The sequence below is a fragment of the Pseudoflavonifractor capillosus genome, assembly GCF_016902575.1.
In the GTDB taxonomy this organism is placed as follows: Bacteria; Bacillota; Clostridia; order Oscillospirales; family Oscillospiraceae; genus Enterenecus; species Enterenecus capillosus_A.
Map to the genome: position 1 here is coordinate 1 of NZ_JACSNZ010000037.1, position 18,440 is coordinate 18,440.

Genomic DNA, 18,440 nt, shown 5'->3' on the forward strand with positions numbered 1-18,440 from the left:
CGGCCTCTTTTCGTGAATCTTTTCTCCATTGCTCCATAAAGCACACCCCCACATCTGATACCATTTTACCAGATGCGGGGATGTTTTGGAAGTTTTTCGACAGTCTGAAGGACGGGATGCAGCGTGTACGCTGCATCCCGTCCTTTTCATTGAGGGAAGGGAAGAGGTGCTTGTTCAGCCCTTGTGGGTGGTCAGGCGGACGATGTGCAGAGCAAGATAGGCGGTCTCCTCGTTGGGGAGGAAGACGTTGTACTTGCGCAGCACAAAGGTGCGAATTTTCTCTGCGCAGTCGGTGGCCTCCGGGTAGCCCTGCTGCATCTGGTGGAAGAGAAAGTCATCGTTGCTGTCCATGAGCTTGCCACAGAAAAAGCGTTCGGCAAAGAACTGTAAGTGGCTGATGAAGCGGGAAAAGTGAATGCTCTCGCTGTCCAGGGTACAGTGCATCCGGTAGGTGACAATGTTGGTCAATTCACCGATCAGGCGGGCGGCCTGCATGGCATCATATCCTGCGTCCGGGTCCTGCCTGGCGTTGACGATGTGGAAGGCGATGTTCCCGGCCTCTTCCTCTGGCAGGGTGATATGCAGCAACTGCTGTGCCCGCTGCAAGCCACGCACACCTACATCATATTCCCGGCGGTAGAAATGCTTGATCTCCCAGGTAAGACGGTTGGTCACCACCAGGCCCTTTTGAAACCGCTCCACTGCAAAATGGAGATGGTCGGTGAGCATCAGATAGATGTGGGGGGAGAGGTGTACCCCCAAGGTGGTCTCTGCATCCTGGACGATCTCTTGGGTGAGATCCAGATACTCCGACGGAATGGAGGAGAACAGCTCCATCATGGGCTGGGCGTCCGGGTTGGAGAGGGGGATGAAGATCCGGTCTGACGGCTGGCGGTCGATGGATTCACCGGCCTTACGGCCGTAGCCGATGCCTTTGCCCAGCAAAATGGATTCTTCCCCGCCGTCATCCTGCACCAGCACCACGCTGCTGTTGAGTACCTTGCGAATGAACATCCCGTATTTCCCTCCTTTCCGGTTTATACTTGGGTGTGTTTAGGTCAGGTCTGCTCCGTTGGTGGCAATGACTTTCTTGTACCAGTAGAAGCTGTCCTTGCGGCGGCGCTCCAACGTGCCATGGCCCTCGTCATCCTGGTCCACATAGATGAAGCCGTAGCGCTTGCTCATCTGGTTGGTAGAGGCGGAGATCAGGTCGATGGGCGCCCAGCTGGTGTAGCCCCACATCTCCACACCGGCATCAATGGCCTTGCCCATCTCACTGATGTGCTGACGGAAGTACTCCACCCGGTAGGGATCGTGGATGGAGCCATCCTCCTCCACGGTGTCCTTGGCGCCGATGCCGTTTTCCACCACCATCAGGGGCAGACGGTAGCGGTCATACAGCTCAATGAGGCTGTACCGCAGGCCCTTGGGGTCGATCTGCCAGCCCCAGTCGCTGGTCTCCAGATAGGGGTTCTTCACGCCCAGCACGGTGTTGCCGGGGGTACGCTCGGCGTTGGGGTCCACCGACTCGGTCATGGTCATGTAGTAGCTGCAAGAGACGAAGTCCACGCAGCCAGCCTTGAGAATTTCAGCGTCTCCAGGCTCCATGTGGATATGGATGCCCTGATTCTCAAACATCTTGAGAATCAAGCGGGGGTACTCGCCCCAGACGTGGACGTCGGCGTAGAACAGGTTCTCCAGGTTCTTGGCCTGGGTGGCCAGCTCGTCCTCGGGAGCGCAGGTGCGGGCATAGGTGGTCAGCTTGGTGAGCATGCACCCTACCTTGCTGCCGGGGATGATCTCGTGGCAGTCCTTGACCACCAGGGCGCTGGCCACCAGCTGGTGATGCAGGGCCTGATAGCAGGTCTCCAGCAGCTTCTCCTCGGGGACCCGACTGGGAATAATACCGGCGGTGGTGAAGGGGTGGCGGATGATGCTGTCCACCTCGTTGAAGGTCAGCCAGTACTTCACGTCATTTTTGTAGCGCTGGAAACACACATGGCAGAACCGGGTGAAGCAGTCGATGACCCGGCGGTCCACCCAGCCGTTGTACTTGGTGGCCAGAGCCAAAGGCATCTCATAGTGGCTGAGGGTGACCAGAGGCTCAATGTTCAGCCGGTGCATTTCGGCGAACAGGTCGCTGTAAAATTGCAGGCCCTTTTCGTTGGGCTCGGTCTCCTCCCCGGTGGGGAAGATGCGGGTCCAGGCGATGGACACCCGCAGCATGGTAAAGCCCATCTCGGCAAACAGGGCCAAATCTTCCTTGTAGTGGTGGTAGAAGTCAATGCCACGGCGCTTGGGGTAGGGGCTGTCGTCGGTGGCAGCCATGGCGGCCTCGATGGCAGCGTCGTCCACTGCCACATGGGCCTTATAGTCTTTCACATCGGTATTGGGCTTATACGTGGCAATGTCTGCCACACTGGGCCCCTTGCCATCCACGTTCCAGGCGCCTTCCACCTGGTTGGCGGCCACAGCGCCGCCCCAAAAAAATCCCTTTGGAAAACTCATACCTTTGCCTCCAATTTCATCAGTGCTGCACCGGGTGCTACGGTGCCATCGGCCACGGGAGATACGTCGAAGATATCCCCATTGGTAATCACAATGGGAGTGGTAACATCGTAACCTGCGGCCTTGATTTCGTCAAGGTCGAACTTGAGGAGCAGCTGGCCCTTCTTGACCGTGTCACCAGCTTTCACCTGGGGCTCAAAGCCCTTGCCGTCCAGCTTCACGGTGTCCATGCCCACGTGCATGAGAATTTCGGCACCGCCGGTGGTGACCATGGAGAGGGCGTGGTTGGAGTCGATGACCGTATCAATGACGCCGTCGGCAGGGGCGTACAGCTCACCCTTCACCGGCACCACAGCCATGCCATCGCCCAAAATCTTCTGGGAGAACACCTCGTCCTTCACCTGGTCCAGGGGGATAGCAGTGCCCTGGAGGGGGCTGCACACCACCTGCTTGCCGGTGGCGGTTTCGGTGTGGGTCACCTCGGGGACAGTGGCAGTAGCCTCAGGCTCGGTAATCGCCTCGTCCTTATAGAAGATCAGGGTGAAGACAAAGGAGAGTACCACGGAGAGCACCAAGGCCACACAGGCCCAGATGAAGTTCATGCTGTCGTTGGGGTCGATGTACATGGGCATGCTGGCAATGCCGGGGCCCACGGGAGCAAATGCTTTAATCCCCATGAGACCAATGAACAGGCCGCCCAGGAAGCTGGAGGCCACCACAGCGGCGGTGACTTTTTTGTGCTGGAGGGTCACGCCGTACAGAGCGGGCTCGGTGATGCCGAACAGGCCGGAAATACCGGCGGAAATGGCGGTGGAGCGGAGATTTTCGTCCTTGGTTTTGACGGCCACGGCCAGACAGGCACCGCCCTCGGAGATGTTGTGAGCCAGAGAGGCGGGCAGATACAGCATATCAAAGCCGGGGTTAGAGAGGGCTGAGACACCATAAGGCACCAGGGCCTTGTGCATGCCCAGGGAGATCATGAAGGGGAGCACTGCGGCCACGATGGCCACAGCCAGCCAGCCCAGGGTGTTGTACAGAGCCAGAATGGCGGCTGTGATCAAAGTGCCCAGGTTGTAGCCCAAGGGGCCCAGGATCAGCAGACCTATGGGGAAGCAGATGATGAAGCAGAGCATGGGCACAAAGAACACACGGATGGCCTTGGGGCACCACTTGTTGAACCAGCGCTCACAGAAGGACATGAAGATGACCACCAGAATGGCGGGGAAGACCTGACTGGAGTAGCTGATATTCTGTAAGGTCAGACCAAAGAAACTGGCGCCCCCCTCAGTAGCCAACAGTGCGGCGGTGTTGGGGAAGACCATGGCGGCGGCCAGGGCCACAGCCACCAGCTTGTTGCTGCGGAACTTGGTGGCGGTGGTGAAGGCCACCAGAATGGGCAGGTAGTACAAGGCGGCATCCGCCACATAGTAGAACACCTTATAGATGGTGTCGTCGGCGGTGAGAATGCCGAAGGTGGTGAAAATGGTCAGAAGGGCTTTGAGCACACCGGCACCGGCAATGGCGGGGACCAGAGGCTGGAAAATGCCCACAATGTAGTCCAAAATGGTGCCGCCAATGCTCTTTTTGCCCCCGGCATCAGGGGAAACTGCGCCGCCCTGGAAGGTGCCCAGCTTCATCAGCTGGTCGTACACCTCAATGACATCGTTGCCGATGACCACCTGACACTGGGGGCCGCTGGTGATGACACCCATGACGCCGGGGGTCTTTTTCAGGGCCTGGACATCCACTTTGCTGGCATCCACCAAGGTAAAGCGCAGGCGGGTGGAACAGTGCTCCAGTTGCGCCACGTTTTTCTCGCCGCCGATGAGCCGCAAGACGTCGGATGCGGTTTGTTGATAGTTTTTCATACTCGGAAACCTCCCTAGGTGCAGTCTTTGCCGCTTCGGCCAAAAAGGACAAAAGAAAAAGACCCAACAGAACACGACAAAGCCTCTTACGTCGGGGTAAGAGGATATCCATGTTCCGTCAGATCCTGCCTGCATAATCAGTTACATGTCCGATCGGTACGTTGTAGTCAGTATAGCAAATGTGGAGGAATGATTTCAATACTAGGTTTTTATAAAAAACAACAAGATTTTTTGTGCATCTTCTACAATACACCATGGTGAGCTGGAGACAGCAGAGCAAAAAACTGATACCCTGCAAGAAGGGAAAAGACAAAAAGCCCTCGGCAGAGTTTTCCCGCCAGGGGCGGGAAAATAAATTGGAAGCTGTTTTTTCCGGGGACATGCGCATCGGAAAAAACACATCTCAGCCCGCCAGTGTGGAATCGGGTCGCCCTTTGACCCGATTATGCATGCAGCGGGCTGCAATCCCTCGAAAAAATGCTTGCATTTTTGAGAAGCGTGTCGAACTTTTTCGACACGCTAAAACATCCACAGCCTGGAGACAGACTGTGGATGTTTTTTAATGTTCAATGGTGAGATTCTCGGTGCCGTGGGCCTCAAATTCATCAATATAGGCATCCATGCGCTGAATGAGTTCCTGCTGGTTACTCTCGTCAATGGGCACATAGTTCATATCCCGCCGAGCCAGATCCTCAGCCAAAATATCGAAGAACACGTTGTTCTCATATTCCATAATGGCCTCGTGGATGCCGCCCTCGGCAAAGGCCCTGGAGGGGACGATCTCGCCGTGATACACCTCTGCCAAAGGTTCCATGCCCTCCCGGGCGGCCTGGGCAAAGAGCAGGCTCTCCACCTGGTCGTAGTCCTCAAATCGGTCGTCGCCCCGGGTGGAATTGAGTACCCAGTTGCCGATATACACCATATCCAGCAGACGTCTGAATTGCTTACGGGTCAGTTGCACCTCCATATACAGCCCTCCTTTGCTTTTGGCTACGCAAGGGGTACGCCCTATATTATACTGACGGGCTGGGGAATGTCAATGGTCATACTCCGGCCGGTGTGCGCATACACTCCAACAGATTTTACCCATGGAGTGTGATGTCATGAGCCAAGTAAAAGGAGAAAACCAGGGGATTCTGCGGGGAGAAGTGCTGGCCTTGCCCCGTCTATCCCACCACAACCACGGCGTGGACTACTATCTGGTGCCCTTCCGGGTGCCCCGGCTTTCGGGTGCAGAGGATGTGGTAAATTTGGTGGTGTCCCAGCCCCAAGGTGAGCTGTGGCAGCCGGGGAACTGGCTGGAGGTGGGGGGCGAGGTGCGCTCCTACAACAACCGCTCCGGCCAGGGCAGCCGCCTGGTCATTACCATGTTGGTGCGGCAGGCGCTCCCGGCCCACTGCCGGGAGGGAGAAAACCATCTATTATTGGCCGGAGCGCTGTGTAAGCCCCCGGTGGCCCGCCGTACCCCTCTGGGCCGGGAGATCTGTGATTTGCTCCTGGCGGTAAACCGCCCCTATGGCCGGGCAGACTACTTACCCTGCATTGCCTGGGGTTCGGTGGCCAGCCGCTGCGCCCAGATGGAGGTGGGAGACCGGCTGCGCCTGGAGGGCCGACTCCAGAGCCGGGAATACCACAAGATGGTGGATGGCCAGCGGCAGACTCGTACCGCCTACGAGATCTCCATCATGAGCCTGCTGCCTCAAGTGGAGGAGCAGGAGGAGTCATAGACCTGGGGGCACAGCTGGCGTGCCTTGGAGCGAATGGCTCGGAGATCCCCAAAGGTGTCCGGCTTTTTGGACGGATCCCGCAGCAAGGCCGCAGGGTGGTAGATGGCGGTCATGGCGATCCCCGCCTTTTCCACCCACTGGCCGTGCTGCTGGGTGATTTTATAATTGGGATCTATGAGCCGCTGGGCGGCAATGCGGCCCAGACAGACGATCATCTTGGGGCGGAGCAGTGCCACCTGGTTACGCAGATAGCCGATGCAGGCGTCCTGCTCGGTATGCAGCGGGTCTCGGTTGTGGGGCGGACGGCACTTGACGATGTTGGCGATGTACACGTTTTTCTCTCGACTCAGGTCGATGAGGGAGAGCATATCGTCCAGCAGCTGACCCGCAGGGCCCACAAAGGGCACGCCCTGCAAGTCCTCCTGTTCCCCGGGGCCTTCCCCCACCAGCAAAATGGGGGCGTTCTGGTTGCCAACCCCAAACACCACATGGTGTCGGGTTTCACACAGGGGACATTTCTGGCAGGTTTGGCAGGTCTCATGGAGCTGTTCCCAAGATAGCATATATAGGCTCCTCTCTCTGGCTTCTTTCTCTTTTTAGTGTACCACAAACCTACGCCTCTGGCTAGAGTGTGCCCGTGCATTGACAAAGCCTGTGTGGCGGGTGTAAAATAACCCAAACAAGCCCCAGCTGTGGTTGTTTCACGGCTTGGGGCATTTTTTTGGGAGGAATCGACCATGGACATCACCCAACAGCAGGTGGAGCACCTCTCCCGCCTGGCACGGCTGTCCCTCACACACCAGGAGCGGGAAGAACTCACCGGGCAGCTGGAGCAGATGGTCAGCTATATGCAGGTACTTGCCCAGGTGGATGGGGGAGACGCACAGGGAGGGGAGAAGCCCGGTGCTCTTCGGCACGATGAGGTGGAGCCATCCTTGGTCGGGGACAAGCTGCTGCGGCAAGCGCCCCTGGTACGGGAGGGTTACGTGGTCACCCCCAGCAGCGTGGGAGAGGGGGGAGAGGCATGAAGCTGACTGAGCTCACCGCCCTGGAGCTGGGCCGGGCCATTGCCCAAGGGGATGTGACCATCCCCCAGGCCACCCAGGCGGCGTTGGAGGCGATTTCCGCCCGGGACAAGTCTCTGAACAGCTGTATCACCGTCTTGGAGGAACAGGCCATGGAGCGGGCGAAAAAGCTGCAAAATGGCCTGAAATTGGGTTTATCTCCCCTGTACGGGGTGCCGCTGCTTTTGAAAGACAACCTGTGTACCCAAGGTGTGAAAACCACTTGCGGCTCTAAAATGCTGGAACACTATGTTCCACCCTACCATGCCACCGTGGTGGAGCGGGTGGAGAGAGCGGGGGGTGTGTGCCTGGGCAAGGGAAATCTGGACGAGTTTGCCATGGGCTCCACCACCGAGACCTCCTATTTTGGCCCCGCCCGTAACCCCTGGGACGAGAGCCGGGTGCCCGGCGGCTCCTCGGGAGGCTGCGCTGCCGGAGTGGCGGCGGGGCTTGCCTGGTATGCCCTGGGCTCGGACACTGGCGGCTCCATCCGTCAGCCCGCCGGGTACTGCGGCCTCACGGGAATCAAGCCCACCTACGGCACGGTGTCCCGGTATGGACTCGTTGCCTATGCATCCTCCTTCGACCAGGTGGGGCCTTTGTGCCGGGACGCTGCCGACTGCGCCGGGGTACTGGATGTGATTCAGGACAAAGACCGCCGGGACAGCACCACGGTGGAGGGCAGCTATGGAGGATTGCTGTCATCCCTCAACGGGGACATCCGAGGTTTGCGGGTGGGTCTGCCGGTGGAGTGCTTTGGGGAAGGACTGAACGCTCGGGTGGCCCAGCGGGTACGAGAGGTGGCCCAGGTGCTGGAGAGCCGTGGGGCAGTGGTGACAGAGGTGTCCATCCCGGAACTAAAGCTGGTCATTCCCGCCTACTATGTGCTGGCCTCGGCGGAGGCCTCCTCCAATCTGGCCCGGTACGACGGGGTGAGGTACGGCTTCCGGGCGCAACAGTACGGAAACCTCACCCAGATGTATGAGAACACCCGCAGCCAGGGCTTTGGAAAAGAGGCCAAGGCCCGGATTTTACTGGGTACCTTTGTGCTCAGCGCCGGGTACTACGAGGCCTACTACAAAAAGGCGTTGGCGGTGAAACACCAGGTGACAGAGGGGATGGAACGGATATTTTCCACCTGTGACGTGCTCCTCACTCCTGTCACCCCCGACACCGCCCCCAAGCTGGGGGAGAGCCTTTCTGACCCCATGGGGATGTATCTGTCCGATCTCTACACCGTCCCCGCCAATCTGGCAGGGCTGCCCGCCCTGTCCATGCCCTGCGGGGTGGACGGGGAAGGCCTGCCCGTGGGGGCCCAGCTCATTGGGCCCAGGTTTGGGGAGCAAGTGCTGCTGGGCGCCGCCTATGCCTATCAGCAGGAGACGGACTACCACAGACAGGTGCCGAAAGGGGGCCAGAAGGGGTGAACTGGGAGATCGTCATGGGTCTGGAGACCCACGTGGAGCTGTCCACCGAGAGCAAGATTTTCTGCGCCTGTTCCACCGCCTTTGGAGGAGCTCCCAACCGCCAGTGCTGCCCGGTGTGTATGGGGCTGCCTGGGGCCCTGCCGGTACTTAACGAGAAGGTGGTGGAGTACGGGGTGAAGGTGGGGCTGGCCCTGGGGTGTACCATCACCCCGGTGAGCCGCTTTGACCGGAAAAATTACTTCTATCCCGATCTGCCCAAGGGGTACCAGATCAGCCAGCTATATGCGCCCCTGTGCCGCAACGGCCGGGTGGAGGTGGAGGGCACCATCATTGGCATCCATGAGATCCACATGGAGGAGGACGCAGGCAAGCTGTATCACGACTCCCAGACCGGAGAGACCTTGTGCGACTTCAACCGCTGCGGAGTCCCGTTGTTGGAAATTGTGACAGAGCCGGATTTTCGCACCGCCCAGCAGGTGGTGGCCTACCTGAAGCGGCTGCGGGAGACCCTGCAATATCTGGGGGTGTCTGATGGCAAGATGGAGGAGGGCTCTCTGCGGTGCGACGTGAACCTGTCGGTGCGCCCCGTGGGGAGTGACTTTCTGGGCACCCGCACGGAGATGAAAAATCTGGGCTCCTTCCAGGCCATTGCAAGGGCGATTGCCTACGAGAGCCAGCGACAGATAGCCCTTCTGGAGCGGGGGGAGCAGGTGGTGCAGGAGACCCGCCGCTTCGACGAGGAGAAAGGGGAGACCTTCTCCATGCGCAGCAAGGAGGAGGCCCGGGACTACCGCTACTTTCCCGAGCCGGATTTGCCCCCGGTGGTACTGTCCCAGGGGTATATCCAGGACATCCGGGACAGTTTGCCCGAGTTGGGGGAGGCCAAGCGGAAACGCTACGCCCAGGAGTACCAGCTGCCCGAGTACGATGGCCAGATGGTCACCAGCCACCCGGCCCTGGCCCGGTTTTTTGAGGAACTCATTGCCCTGGGCACGCCCCCCAAGCAGGGGGCCAACTGGATCATGGGGGAGGTGCTGGGGGCACTGTCCGCCAGGGGGCTCAACCCAGGACAGCTGCCCATTACCCCCAAGACGCTGGCCCGGCTCATTGCCCTGGTGGCAGAGGGGAAACTGAACCGCAACACTGCGGTGAAGGTGTTTGAGGCAGTGTTTGACACCGACGGGGATGTGGATGCCTATGTGGCCGCCCACCACCTGGAGCAGGTGCAGGATGTGGAGCTGGTGGAGAAAACCGTGGCCCTGGTGCTGGAGGACAACCCCCGGTCGGTGGCAGACTACCGAGGAGGGAAGGAAAAGGCCTTCGGCTTTCTGGTGGGCCAGACCATGGGCAGACTGCAAGGCAAGGCAGACCCCCAGACGGTGCGGCGGGTGCTGCTGGAGCAGTTGACCAAGAAATGAGAAAAGGGGAAATATCGATGCCCATTTGTTATATTTTTGCCTCGGGGGAGTACGGCGGAGAGTGGCCGGACATCAAGCCCGGGGACTTGTGCATTGCCGCCGACGGGGGCTATGCCCAAATGCAGGCCCATGGGGTAGAGCCGGACCTGGTGGTGGGGGATTTTGACTCCCTGGGCTATGTGCCCCCCCACCCCCATATTGTCCGCCACCCGGCGGAAAAGGACGACACGGACACCGCCCTGGCCCTCAGTGAAGGATGGAGCCGGGGGTACCGCACCTTCCACATCTACGGCGCTTTGGGTGGAAGGTTGGACCACACCCTGGCCAATGTGCAGCTGCTGTGCGGCCTGGCTGGGCGGGGAGGGCAGGGGGTTCTGATCGGCCCCGGCATGACGGTGACGGCGGTGCACAACGGCACCCTGGAGCTGGAGGGTGAGCCGGGACAGACCCTGTCTGTGTTCTGCTGGGGGGAGCCGGCCCAGGGGATCACCCTGGAAGGGCTCAAGTACACCCTGGACCACGCCACACTGACCTGTGATGTGCCCCGAGGGGTGAGCAACGAGTTTTTGGACGGCCCCGCCCGGATCACCGTGGAGCAGGGGACGCTGGTGGTGATGATAGAGAACCGGGTATAAAAGAGACAGCGGCGCAGACTTGTCTGCGCCGCTGAAGGGTTTTGAAAATGGTTACGAATGGATCATTCCTTCATGATACCGTAAAACACGATGATTAGGATGAGGAGGGATACAACCCGTACCCACTTGGGATAGGGGCGGTTTGCCGCTTCTGGAATATTGCGGCGCATCCAACGCTCGCCAACGCCCTCCAGAACTGCGAAGACGGCATAGATGGCCAGGGCAAGGAAAGAAGGTAGAAGCGCCTGAGATACAAAAAAGGTGTCAATCAGCAGAAAAATACAATATGCAATACAGATAATGCCACGGCCAATATCCCAGGTTCGTATGAGACGGGCCTGTTTTTCGCTCATTTGAATCCCACCTTATACAGATAGTCAGTTTCTAGCAAGGGAAATAACCATTCCTATGGGAATGCCCTCTCGTACCGATCGCCAATGGAACCACCTCATTCTCGAAAAGAAAACGGCGTGTGGAATTTGGATGTAGGGTATTACAAATTCAGAATAGCATGGAAGTGGAGAACCGTCCATTGACATTCTGTCGAAAACAAATAACGTAAAATATACAAGTTGCCCCCGGTTGCACACAATGCTGCAACCGGGGGCAACTGTTACATCAAATCTGCCAGGGTGACGCTGTCCAGGTACTCATTGACCCGCCGCCCCAGCTCGCACCAGAGGGAGCGGGTGGGGCAGGTGTCCCGCTGCTGGCAGGGGGGCGCCCCCGGCTCCAGGCAGGCCACCGGGGCCAAGTCCCCCTCGGTGAGCCGCAGAATGTCCCCCACCCGGTACTCCTCCGGGGCCCGGGTGAGCCGATAGCCGCCCCCCTTGCCGTGGGTGCCGGAGATGTAGTGGTGTTTGGTGAGCACCGGGAGGATTTTCTCCAGGTACTTGAGAGAAATCTGCTGCCGCTGGGCCACATCCTTCATGGGAGTCAGCCCTTGCCCTTGGTGCTGGGCCAGGTCTACCATCACCCGCAGGGCGTAGCGGCCTCGGGTGGACACCAGCATGGCCTTAGTGGGCGTGGCAGTGACCGCAGCTGTCGCAGCAGGGGAACTGGCTGTGGTCGTACTCGATGCCGTTTTTGTCGTAGTAGTCCTTCAGGGCCAGCTTGATGGCCTCTTCCGCCAGCACCGAGCAGTGGATCTTCTGGGCGGGCAGACCGTCCAGGGCCTCCACCACCGCCTGGTTGGTGAGCTCCAGGGCCTGGGACACCGGCTTTCCCTTGATGAGCTCGGTGGCCATGGAGGAGGAGGCGATGGCGCTGCCGCAGCCAAAGGTCTCAAACTTCACGTCCACAATGATATCGTTCTCAATTTTCAGGTAAATGCGCATGATGTCACCGCACTTGGCGTTGCCCACCTCCCCCACGCCGCTGGGGTTTTCCATAGAACCCACGTTGCGGGGGTTGCGGAAGTGGTCCATGACTTTTTCACTGTATAATGCCATAATTGATTACCTCACTGAATGATATATTCTTGAATACCTGCTTCCAGGTTGCGCCATACCGGGGAGATGGAGCGCAGGTAGGCCACCACGTCGGTGACAGCCCCGATCATATAGTCTACCTCTTCCTCGGTGGTGTCCGGGGAGAGGGAGAGCCGCAGAGAGCCGTGGGCGATCTCGTGGGGCCGCCCAATGGCCAGCAGCACATGGCTGGGGTCCAGAGAGCCGGAGGTGCAGGCGGAGCCAGAGGAGGCGTACACACCCTTGTCGTCCAGCAGCAGCAGCAGGGACTCGCCCTCAATGCCCTCAAAGCAGAAGTTCACGGTGCCGGGCAGGCGGTGCTCCCGGTGACCGTTGAGAATGGAGTGGGGGATTTTGGACAGTCCTGCAATCAGCCGCTCCCGCAGGGCGGTAAGTCTGCCCATATCTTCGTCCAGGTGGTCACAGGCTTCATCCAAGGCAGCGGCCATGCCCACAATGGCGGGGATGTTTTCCGTGCCGCCCCGGCGGTTACGCTCCTGGGCGCCTCCGTGGATGAGGGGGAAAATGGGCACACCCTTCCGGGCGTACAGCACGCCGATGCCCTTGGGGCCGTGGAACTTGTGGGCGGAGAGGGACAGAAGGTCAATGTTCTGCTCCACCACATTCACCGGCAGGTGGCCCACCGCCTGCACCGCATCGGTGTGGAAGAGCACTCCATGGCGGCGGCACACTTCCCCAATCTCAGAAATGGGCTGCACAGTGCCGATCTCGTTGTTGGCATACATGATGGTCACCAGACAGGTCTCAGGGGTGATGGCCTCCTCCACCTGCTGGGCGGACACCATGCCATCTTCATGGACATCCAGCAGGGTGACGGTGAAGCCCTCCTTCTCCAGGGCGTCCAGGGTGTGGAGCACAGCGTGGTGCTCAAAGGCGGTGGAGATGATGTGGGTCTTGCCCTTCATTTTTCCAAAAGCGGCGGCAGACCGGATGGCCTGGTTGTCCGCCTCGCTGCCACCGGAGGTGAAGATCACCTCGGTGGGCTGGCAGCCCAGGCGCTGGGCAATGCGGGTACGGGCATCGGTGAGAGCCTCCTGGGCCCGCTGGCCCACAGAGTGGAGGCTGGAGGGGTTGCCATACTCTCCCTGCATATAGGGGAGCATGGCGCTGAGAGCCGCATCACTCAGGCGAGTGGTGGCGGCGTTATCGGCGTAAATCTGCATGGCAGGATTCCTTTCTCTTTAATCCGTAAACATGGGGGTGGACAGGTACCGGTCCCCGGTGTCGGGGAGGAGCACCACGATGGTCTTGCCTTCGTTTTCGGGGCGTTGGGCCACCTGGATGGCGGCATGGAGGGCAGCGCCCGAGGAGATACCCACCAGAAGGCCCTCACTGCGGCCCATGAGCCGCCCGGCGGCAAAGGCCTCTTCGGTGGTCACGGGGAACACCTCATCGTAGACGGTGGTATTGAGCACCTGGGGTACAAAGCCCGCCCCGATGCCCTGGAGCTTGTGGGGGCCGGGGTTGCCGCCGGAGAGGACGGGGGAGTCGGAGGGCTCCACCGCCACCACCTGGATGTTGGAGTTGCGGGACTTCAAATACTCACCCACCCCGGTGATGGTGCCGCCGGTGCCCACGCCAGAGACAAAGACATCCACGTTGCCGTCGGTATCCTCGTAAATCTCCGGACCTGTGGTCTCCCGGTGGGCCTTGGGGTTGGAGGGGTTGACAAACTGGCCGGGGATGAAGCTGTTGGGAATCTCAGCGGCCAGTTCATCGGCCTTTTCAATGGCTCCGGCCATGCCCTTGGCCCCCGGGGTGAGCACCAGCTCGGCCCCATAGGCGGTCATGAGCAGGCGGCGCTCCATGGACATGCTGTCCGGCATGACCACGATCATCCGGTAGCCCCGGGCGGCTGCCACCGCAGCCAGGCCGATGCCCGTGTTGCCCGAGGTAGGCTCGATGATTACCGAGTCGGGCTTCAAAGCCCCGCTGGCCTCGGCATCCTCGATCATGGTCAGCCCTACCCGGTCCTTCACCGAACCGGCGGGGTTGAACATCTCCAACTTGGCCAGAATTTTAGCCTTCAGACCCAGTTTTTCTTCTATATGGGTCAGCTCCAACAGCGGGGTGTGCCCAATGAGCTGATGGGCGGATGTATAGATATGTGCCATAACGGATTCCTCCTGATACATCAAATTAAAACCTACTGAAATGGTTGGTTATATGATACGCCTTTTTACCTACCTTGTCAATCGGTATTTGCAAATGCAAAAAAAATCCCGGCGCAGAAGGCTCTGCGCCGGGAGATGCGTCATTCTTCGGTGGGGAAGTAATCTTGGAGGAAGGTGTCCACCGCCGTCCAGTACAGCCGGGGATTGGTACCCACGGAGTTGGCGTGGTCTGCGTCCGGCATCCACAAGAAGCTCTTGGGGCACTTGGCGGCCTGGTACAGCTTTCCCATCATGGAGGCGGGGACGAAGTCATCTTCCACGCCGTGGATGAACAGGGTGGGGGTTTTGGACTGGGCCACTGCCCGAATGGGGGCGGCATCCCGCAGGTCATAGCCTGCCCGGCGCAGTGCCGTTTTCCGCAGCATGGAGAACAGTGCAGAGGTGGGGACAGGCACCGGGGCATTGAGGTACTGGTCCCGGTGGTGAAGGAGCACATGGTGCATCTGGGCCTCAATGGTGGTATAGGCGCAGTCGGCCACCGCCGCCTTCACCTGATGGGGCAGGGCGCCTCCTGTGGCCATGAGTACAGTGGCCGCTCCCATGGACACACCGTGGAGGAGAATTTCCGCATCTGGGTCCCGGCGGAGGATGTAGTTGATCCAGCCCACCAGATCCAGCCGTTCATCATAGCCCCAGCCCACGTAGTCGCCCTCGCTCTCGCCGTGGCCCCGCTGGTCGGGCATCAGGACGTTCCAGCCCGCCTGGTGGTAGTGCAGGCCGATGGCACCCATGGCCTCGTGGGTGTCGTGATAGCCGTGCATACAGATGGCCCAGCGGTGGGTGTCTGTGTCGGCAGGGACGACGGCGGCCCAGAGGATGAGCCCATCCAGGGCCTGGATGGTGGCAGAACGGAAACCATCCGCCTTTCTGGCCCAGGCTCGGCCCTCTTTTTGGGGCTCGTTGGGGTCCTCATAGTCTGCCTCCCGCTTTTGGGGAATCATGGCTTTGGAATAGAGCAAATTGCCTACGGCAGCCAGCCCTCCGGCGGCTCCGGCCCCGGCAGCAGCCAGGCCCAGCAGGTAAAAAGCGGGATTTTTCTTCATGGCAGACCCTCCTAGCGTTGTTTTCTTCATGATACCCCATTTGAGAGAGCATCGTCAAGGGGAGTTTGCCCCGTTTGGGGCAGGGGAATGCGGGAGAATGAAAAATGATGAATGAATAATGAATAATTGTGGTGTGCCGCAAGCGGCACAGATTTTCATAGGGGCGGTGGCTTGGCAGGTACCGGGAAACCAGGCTCCCGGCGGCGGGAACGCCGCTTCACCATGCAAAGGCCCGGACAGGGGAATCGCCCAGCCAAAGGGCCAGCTGCCCAGGGTGGCCTGGTGTGGTGGTAGTAACAGGAGCCACAGCAAGAGTGACGGGCCGAAATTCAATTTGACGCAGTTCCAGCCTGGTACCCCAGGGAGGTTCTTAGGGGGGAACGCCCTAAGCGGCTTTTTCGTCTATTTTTGGCCGCTCAAAAATAGACCCCCAGCGGGTAGCGCATCCCCAGGGGGGCAGGCAAGAGCATGGGAGGGGGGAAGAACAGGCCCTCTCCGTCAGCCCTGCCGGGCTGCCACCTCTCCCAGAGGGAGAGGCAAGAAAAAAGCCGGAAGCAGCGGGTTTGCTGCTTCCGGCTAAGAAATTACTTATTGAGGCTTGAAGCTGTCCTTCAGGGACACAGCCCGGTTGAACACCAGGTGCTCGGGGCTGCTGTCCCGGCTGTCGGCACAGAAGTAGCCCTGACGCATGAACTGGAACCGGTCAGCCTTCTGGGCACCGGTCAGGCTGGCCTCCACTTTGGCGCCCTGGAGCACCTCCAGAGAGTGGGGATTCAGGCAGTCCAGGAAGTTCTTGTCTCCCGCATCGGGGTCGGGATCGGAGAACAGGTTGTCATAGAGGCGGATCTCCGCATCCACGGCAGTGGCGGCATCCACCCAGTGGATGGTGGCGCCCTTCACCTTGCGGCCGTCGGCGGGGTTACCGCCCCGGGACTCGGGATCGTAGGTGGCCAAGACCTCCACCACGTTGCCGTTTTCGTCCTTGACGCAGCCGGTGCAGGTGATGAGATAGGCGCCCTTCAAACGGCACTCCAGACCATTGGGGGTCAGACGCTTGTACTTGGGAATGGGAGTCTCCAAAAAGTCCTCCGCCTCAATGTACAGGTTGCGGGAGAAGGTGACAGTACGGGTGCCATCCTCGGGGCGGTTGGGGTTGTTCTCCACCTCGAACTCCTCACTCATGTCCTCGGGATAGTTGGTGATGGTCAGCTTCACCGGGCGCAGCACTGCCATGACCCGCTGGGCGGACTCGTTCAAATCCTCCCGCAGGCAGTACTCCAAAAAGGCGTACTCGATGGTATTGGTGGCCTTGGCCACGCCGATGCGCTCGCAGAAGTTGCGGATGGACTTGGGGGTGTAGCCACGGCGGCGCAGGCCGCACAGGGTGGGCATACGGGGGTCATCCCAACCAGACACCCGGCCCTCCTCCACCAGCTGGCGCAGCTTACGCTTGCTCATCACCGTGTAGTTGATGCCCAGACGGGCAAACTCGATCTGACGGGGCTTGTGGTAGGGGATGGACACGTTGGACACCACCCAGTCATACAGGGGGCGGTGGTCCTCAAACTCCAGGGAGCACAGGGAGTGGGTGATGCCCTCCAAGGCGTCCTCGATGGGGTGGGCGAAGTCGTACATGGGGTAGATGCACCACTTGTTGCCCTGGCGGTGATGGTGGGCGTGGTTGATGCGGTAGATCACCGGGTCACGCATATTGAAGTTGCCGCTGGCCAGGTCAATTTTGGCCCGCAGGGTATATTTGCCGTTCTCAAACTCCCCCGCCCGCATCCGGGCGAAGAGATCCAGAGACTCCTCGATGGGGCGGTCACGCCAGGGGGAGGTGGCGGGGACACCGATGGAGCCACGGTTGGCACGGAACTCCTCAGGGGTCAGCTCACAGACGTAGGCCAGCCCCTTTTTGATGAGCTCCACGGCGTACTCATACATCTTTTCAAAGTAGTCCGAGGCGTAGAAAAACCGGTCGCCCCAGTCAAAGCCCAGCCAGTGGATGTCCTCCTGGATGGCCTCCACGTACTCGGTATCCTCCTTGGCGGGGTTGGTATCGTCCATGCGCAGGTTGCACAGACCGCCATACTTTTCGGCGGTGCCGAAGTCAATGGTCAGGGCCTTGCAGTGGCCGATGTGGAGGTAGCCGTTGGGCTCGGGGGGAAAACGGGTGTGGACGGTCATGCCTTGGTACTGGCCGCCCTGTGCAATATCCTCATCGATGAAATTGTGGATAAAATTCTGGGACACTACGGGGTTGAGTTCCTCAGGCATAGGGACACGCTCCTTCATTCGTTAATAACCTATACATTATACCGTCCCGGCGGGGAAAAAGCAACGAGTTTTTCCAGACCACAGGCGGCGGAGTCTCTTACAGCTTCACCGTCACCGGCTCTGCCATGGTCAGGGTGTCCGGGGTGACGGTGCACGACATGGCCAGTACCTGCACCCCAGCCTGGGCAGCCTCACGCAAGGCAGCGCCAAACTCCGGGTGGGTGGCATCGTTGGGGGCAAAATCCTTCATGCCCGCCATCTGAATGACAAAGCACACGGTGGCCTCGTAGCCCTCTTGGAGACAGGCGGTGAGTTCCTGGAGGTGGCGCACGCCCCGTACCGTGGGGGCGTCGGGGAAGCGGCAGTGGCCGTCCTCCTCCAGGGTGCACCCCTTCACCTCCACAAAGCCTCGGCGGTCTCCCGCCTCCCAGTAGAAGTCAAAGCGGGAGTTGCCCCAGGTGGTCTCCGGACGCAGCAGGGTGAGGCCGGGGACAAAATGCCCGGCCTTGGCCCACTCCGCAAAGACCTGGTTGGGGGCCTGGGCATCCATATTCACCAGCAGTCCATCCTTGTCCACGGCGATGAGATCATAGGCAGTCTTACGCTTGGGGTTATCCCCAGGTGTGAGATAGACGGTGCGGCCGGGGATGAGCAGCTCCCGGCATCGCCCGGTATTTTTCACGTGTACGGTTTCGGTGCGCCCATCTATCTCCACCTGGGCCACAAAACGGTTGGGGCGGGCGAGAAAACGGGCGGGAATGACCTGAGAATACTTCATGATTTTGGCTCCTGGGGGACAGATTCGGTGG

General features: G+C 59.9%; 18 protein-coding genes. 5 read left to right on the plus strand and 13 right to left on the minus strand.

Translation table 11 applies throughout. The annotated features are described in order from the left end of the window. Positions 1 to 174: 174 nt before the first annotated feature. The 4 genes from H9X86_RS09600 to H9X86_RS09615 form a co-directional block, all read right to left on the minus strand. On the minus strand, positions 175 to 1,014 hold the full coding sequence (locus tag H9X86_RS09600) for a PRD domain-containing protein (protein ID WP_204901312.1): 840 nt from the start codon (positions 1,012 to 1,014) through the stop codon (positions 175 to 177). 39 nt (positions 1,015 to 1,053) lie between these two features. Next, a complete protein-coding gene (locus tag H9X86_RS09605) occupies positions 1,054 to 2,508 on the minus strand; it encodes a glycoside hydrolase family 1 protein (protein ID WP_204901313.1) in 1,455 nt (484 codons plus the stop codon). Beyond that, entirely contained in the window at positions 2,505 to 4,376 is a 1,872-nt protein-coding gene (locus H9X86_RS09610; protein ID WP_204901314.1) for a beta-glucoside-specific PTS transporter subunit IIABC, read from the minus strand. Before H9X86_RS09610 ends, H9X86_RS09605 begins: the two co-directional genes overlap by 4 nt. Before the next feature lie 559 nt (positions 4,377 to 4,935). Further along, positions 4,936 to 5,343, minus strand: a complete 408-nt coding sequence (locus H9X86_RS09615; RefSeq protein WP_204901315.1) for a hypothetical protein — start codon at positions 5,341 to 5,343, stop codon at positions 4,936 to 4,938. 136 nt (positions 5,344 to 5,479) lie between these two features. Here H9X86_RS09615 and H9X86_RS09620 point away from each other — a divergent pair, with 136 nt between their 5' ends. After that, a complete protein-coding gene (locus tag H9X86_RS09620) occupies positions 5,480 to 6,103 on the plus strand; it encodes a single-stranded DNA-binding protein (RefSeq protein WP_204901316.1) in 624 nt (207 codons plus the stop codon). Here H9X86_RS09620 and H9X86_RS09625 read toward each other — a convergent pair. After that, positions 6,076 to 6,666 carry a uracil-DNA glycosylase gene (locus H9X86_RS09625; protein WP_204901317.1) on the minus strand — a complete coding sequence of 197 codons (591 nt, stop codon included), beginning with the start codon at positions 6,664 to 6,666 and terminating at the stop codon, positions 6,076 to 6,078. The genes H9X86_RS09620 and H9X86_RS09625 overlap by 28 nt on opposite strands. A 174-nt stretch (positions 6,667 to 6,840) precedes the next feature. On the opposite strand from H9X86_RS09625, the gene gatC reads away from it, so the two are divergent. The 4 genes from gatC to H9X86_RS09645 are packed head-to-tail and all read left to right on the plus strand — an operon-like array spanning position 6,841 to position 10,647. Continuing rightward, the gene (gene gatC / locus H9X86_RS09630; RefSeq protein WP_204901318.1) at positions 6,841 to 7,131 is read left to right on the plus strand and encodes an Asp-tRNA(Asn)/Glu-tRNA(Gln) amidotransferase subunit GatC; all 291 of its coding nucleotides are present in this window, start codon (positions 6,841 to 6,843) and stop codon (positions 7,129 to 7,131) included. Then, positions 7,128 to 8,594, plus strand: a complete 1,467-nt coding sequence (gatA, locus tag H9X86_RS09635) for an Asp-tRNA(Asn)/Glu-tRNA(Gln) amidotransferase subunit GatA (RefSeq protein WP_204901319.1) — start codon at positions 7,128 to 7,130, stop codon at positions 8,592 to 8,594. Before gatC ends, gatA begins: the two co-directional genes overlap by 4 nt. Further along, positions 8,591 to 10,012 (plus strand): Asp-tRNA(Asn)/Glu-tRNA(Gln) amidotransferase subunit GatB, encoded by a 1,422-nt coding sequence (gene gatB, locus H9X86_RS09640; RefSeq protein ID WP_346011460.1) that lies wholly within the window; start codon positions 8,591 to 8,593, stop codon positions 10,010 to 10,012. Before gatA ends, gatB begins: the two co-directional genes overlap by 4 nt. A gap of 17 nt (positions 10,013 to 10,029) precedes the next feature. Beyond that, on the plus strand, positions 10,030 to 10,647 hold the full coding sequence (locus H9X86_RS09645) for a thiamine diphosphokinase (protein WP_204901320.1): 618 nt from the start codon (positions 10,030 to 10,032) through the stop codon (positions 10,645 to 10,647). A gap of 62 nt (positions 10,648 to 10,709) precedes the next feature. Here H9X86_RS09645 and H9X86_RS09650 read toward each other — a convergent pair whose 3' ends face one another. From H9X86_RS09650 to sfsA, 8 genes are all read right to left on the minus strand, one after another. After that, positions 10,710 to 11,000, minus strand: a complete 291-nt coding sequence (locus H9X86_RS09650) for a hypothetical protein (protein WP_204901321.1) — start codon at positions 10,998 to 11,000, stop codon at positions 10,710 to 10,712. Between the two features lie 260 nt (positions 11,001 to 11,260). Beyond that, complete coding sequence (locus tag H9X86_RS09655; protein WP_204901322.1) at positions 11,261 to 11,659, minus strand: RrF2 family transcriptional regulator; 399 nt, start codon at positions 11,657 to 11,659, stop codon at positions 11,261 to 11,263. 4 nt (positions 11,660 to 11,663) lie between these two features. Continuing rightward, entirely contained in the window at positions 11,664 to 12,098 is a 435-nt protein-coding gene (gene nifU / locus H9X86_RS09660; RefSeq protein WP_204901323.1) for a Fe-S cluster assembly scaffold protein NifU, read from the minus strand. 11 nt (positions 12,099 to 12,109) lie between these two features. Beyond that, positions 12,110 to 13,300: a cysteine desulfurase NifS gene (gene nifS, locus H9X86_RS09665; protein WP_204901324.1), complete on the minus strand. Its 1,191-nt coding sequence runs from the start codon at positions 13,298 to 13,300 to the stop codon at positions 12,110 to 12,112. Positions 13,301 to 13,318: 18 nt separating this feature from the next. Beyond that, on the minus strand, positions 13,319 to 14,251 hold the full coding sequence (gene cysK / locus H9X86_RS09670; protein ID WP_204901325.1) for a cysteine synthase A: 933 nt from the start codon (positions 14,249 to 14,251) through the stop codon (positions 13,319 to 13,321). A gap of 140 nt (positions 14,252 to 14,391) precedes the next feature. Then, positions 14,392 to 15,354 carry an alpha/beta hydrolase gene (locus H9X86_RS09675; protein ID WP_204901326.1) on the minus strand — a complete coding sequence of 321 codons (963 nt, stop codon included), beginning with the start codon at positions 15,352 to 15,354 and terminating at the stop codon, positions 14,392 to 14,394. 588 nt (positions 15,355 to 15,942) lie between these two features. Continuing rightward, positions 15,943 to 17,631: a glutamine--tRNA ligase/YqeY domain fusion protein gene (locus H9X86_RS09680; protein WP_204901327.1), complete on the minus strand. Its 1,689-nt coding sequence runs from the start codon at positions 17,629 to 17,631 to the stop codon at positions 15,943 to 15,945. A 97-nt stretch (positions 17,632 to 17,728) separates the two neighbouring features. Next, positions 17,729 to 18,409 (minus strand): DNA/RNA nuclease SfsA, encoded by a 681-nt coding sequence (sfsA, locus tag H9X86_RS09685; protein WP_204901328.1) that lies wholly within the window; start codon positions 18,407 to 18,409, stop codon positions 17,729 to 17,731. Between the last annotated feature and the right edge of the window lie 31 nt (positions 18,410 to 18,440).

Bases quoted from the DNA above. Each gene is read 5' to 3' on its own strand.
- H9X86_RS09600 (WP_204901312.1), bottom strand. From the start codon at position 1,014: ATGTTCATTCGCAAGGTACTCAACAGCAGCGTGGTGCTGGTGCAGGAT.
- H9X86_RS09605 (WP_204901313.1), bottom strand. From the start codon at position 2,508: ATGAGTTTTCCAAAGGGATTTTTTTGGGGCGGCGCTGTGGCCGCCAAC.
- H9X86_RS09610 (WP_204901314.1), bottom strand. From the start codon at position 4,376: ATGAAAAACTATCAACAAACCGCATCCGACGTCTTGCGGCTCATCGGC.
- H9X86_RS09615 (WP_204901315.1), bottom strand. From the start codon at position 5,343: ATGGAGGTGCAACTGACCCGTAAGCAATTCAGACGTCTGCTGGATATG.
- H9X86_RS09620 (WP_204901316.1), top strand. From the start codon at position 5,480: ATGAGCCAAGTAAAAGGAGAAAACCAGGGGATTCTGCGGGGAGAAGTG.
- H9X86_RS09625 (WP_204901317.1), bottom strand. From the start codon at position 6,666: ATGCTATCTTGGGAACAGCTCCATGAGACCTGCCAAACCTGCCAGAAA.
- gatC (WP_204901318.1), top strand. From the start codon at position 6,841: ATGGACATCACCCAACAGCAGGTGGAGCACCTCTCCCGCCTGGCACGG.
- gatA (WP_204901319.1), top strand. From the start codon at position 7,128: ATGAAGCTGACTGAGCTCACCGCCCTGGAGCTGGGCCGGGCCATTGCC.
- H9X86_RS09645 (WP_204901320.1), top strand. From the start codon at position 10,030: ATGCCCATTTGTTATATTTTTGCCTCGGGGGAGTACGGCGGAGAGTGG.
- H9X86_RS09650 (WP_204901321.1), bottom strand. From the start codon at position 11,000: ATGAGCGAAAAACAGGCCCGTCTCATACGAACCTGGGATATTGGCCGT.
- H9X86_RS09655 (WP_204901322.1), bottom strand. From the start codon at position 11,659: ATGCTGGTGTCCACCCGAGGCCGCTACGCCCTGCGGGTGATGGTAGAC.
- nifU (WP_204901323.1), bottom strand. From the start codon at position 12,098: ATGGCATTATACAGTGAAAAAGTCATGGACCACTTCCGCAACCCCCGC.
- nifS (WP_204901324.1), bottom strand. From the start codon at position 13,300: ATGCAGATTTACGCCGATAACGCCGCCACCACTCGCCTGAGTGATGCG.
- cysK (WP_204901325.1), bottom strand. From the start codon at position 14,251: ATGGCACATATCTATACATCCGCCCATCAGCTCATTGGGCACACCCCG.
- H9X86_RS09675 (WP_204901326.1), bottom strand. From the start codon at position 15,354: ATGAAGAAAAATCCCGCTTTTTACCTGCTGGGCCTGGCTGCTGCCGGG.
- H9X86_RS09680 (WP_204901327.1), bottom strand. From the start codon at position 17,631: ATGCCTGAGGAACTCAACCCCGTAGTGTCCCAGAATTTTATCCACAAT.
- sfsA (WP_204901328.1), bottom strand. From the start codon at position 18,409: ATGAAGTATTCTCAGGTCATTCCCGCCCGTTTTCTCGCCCGCCCCAAC.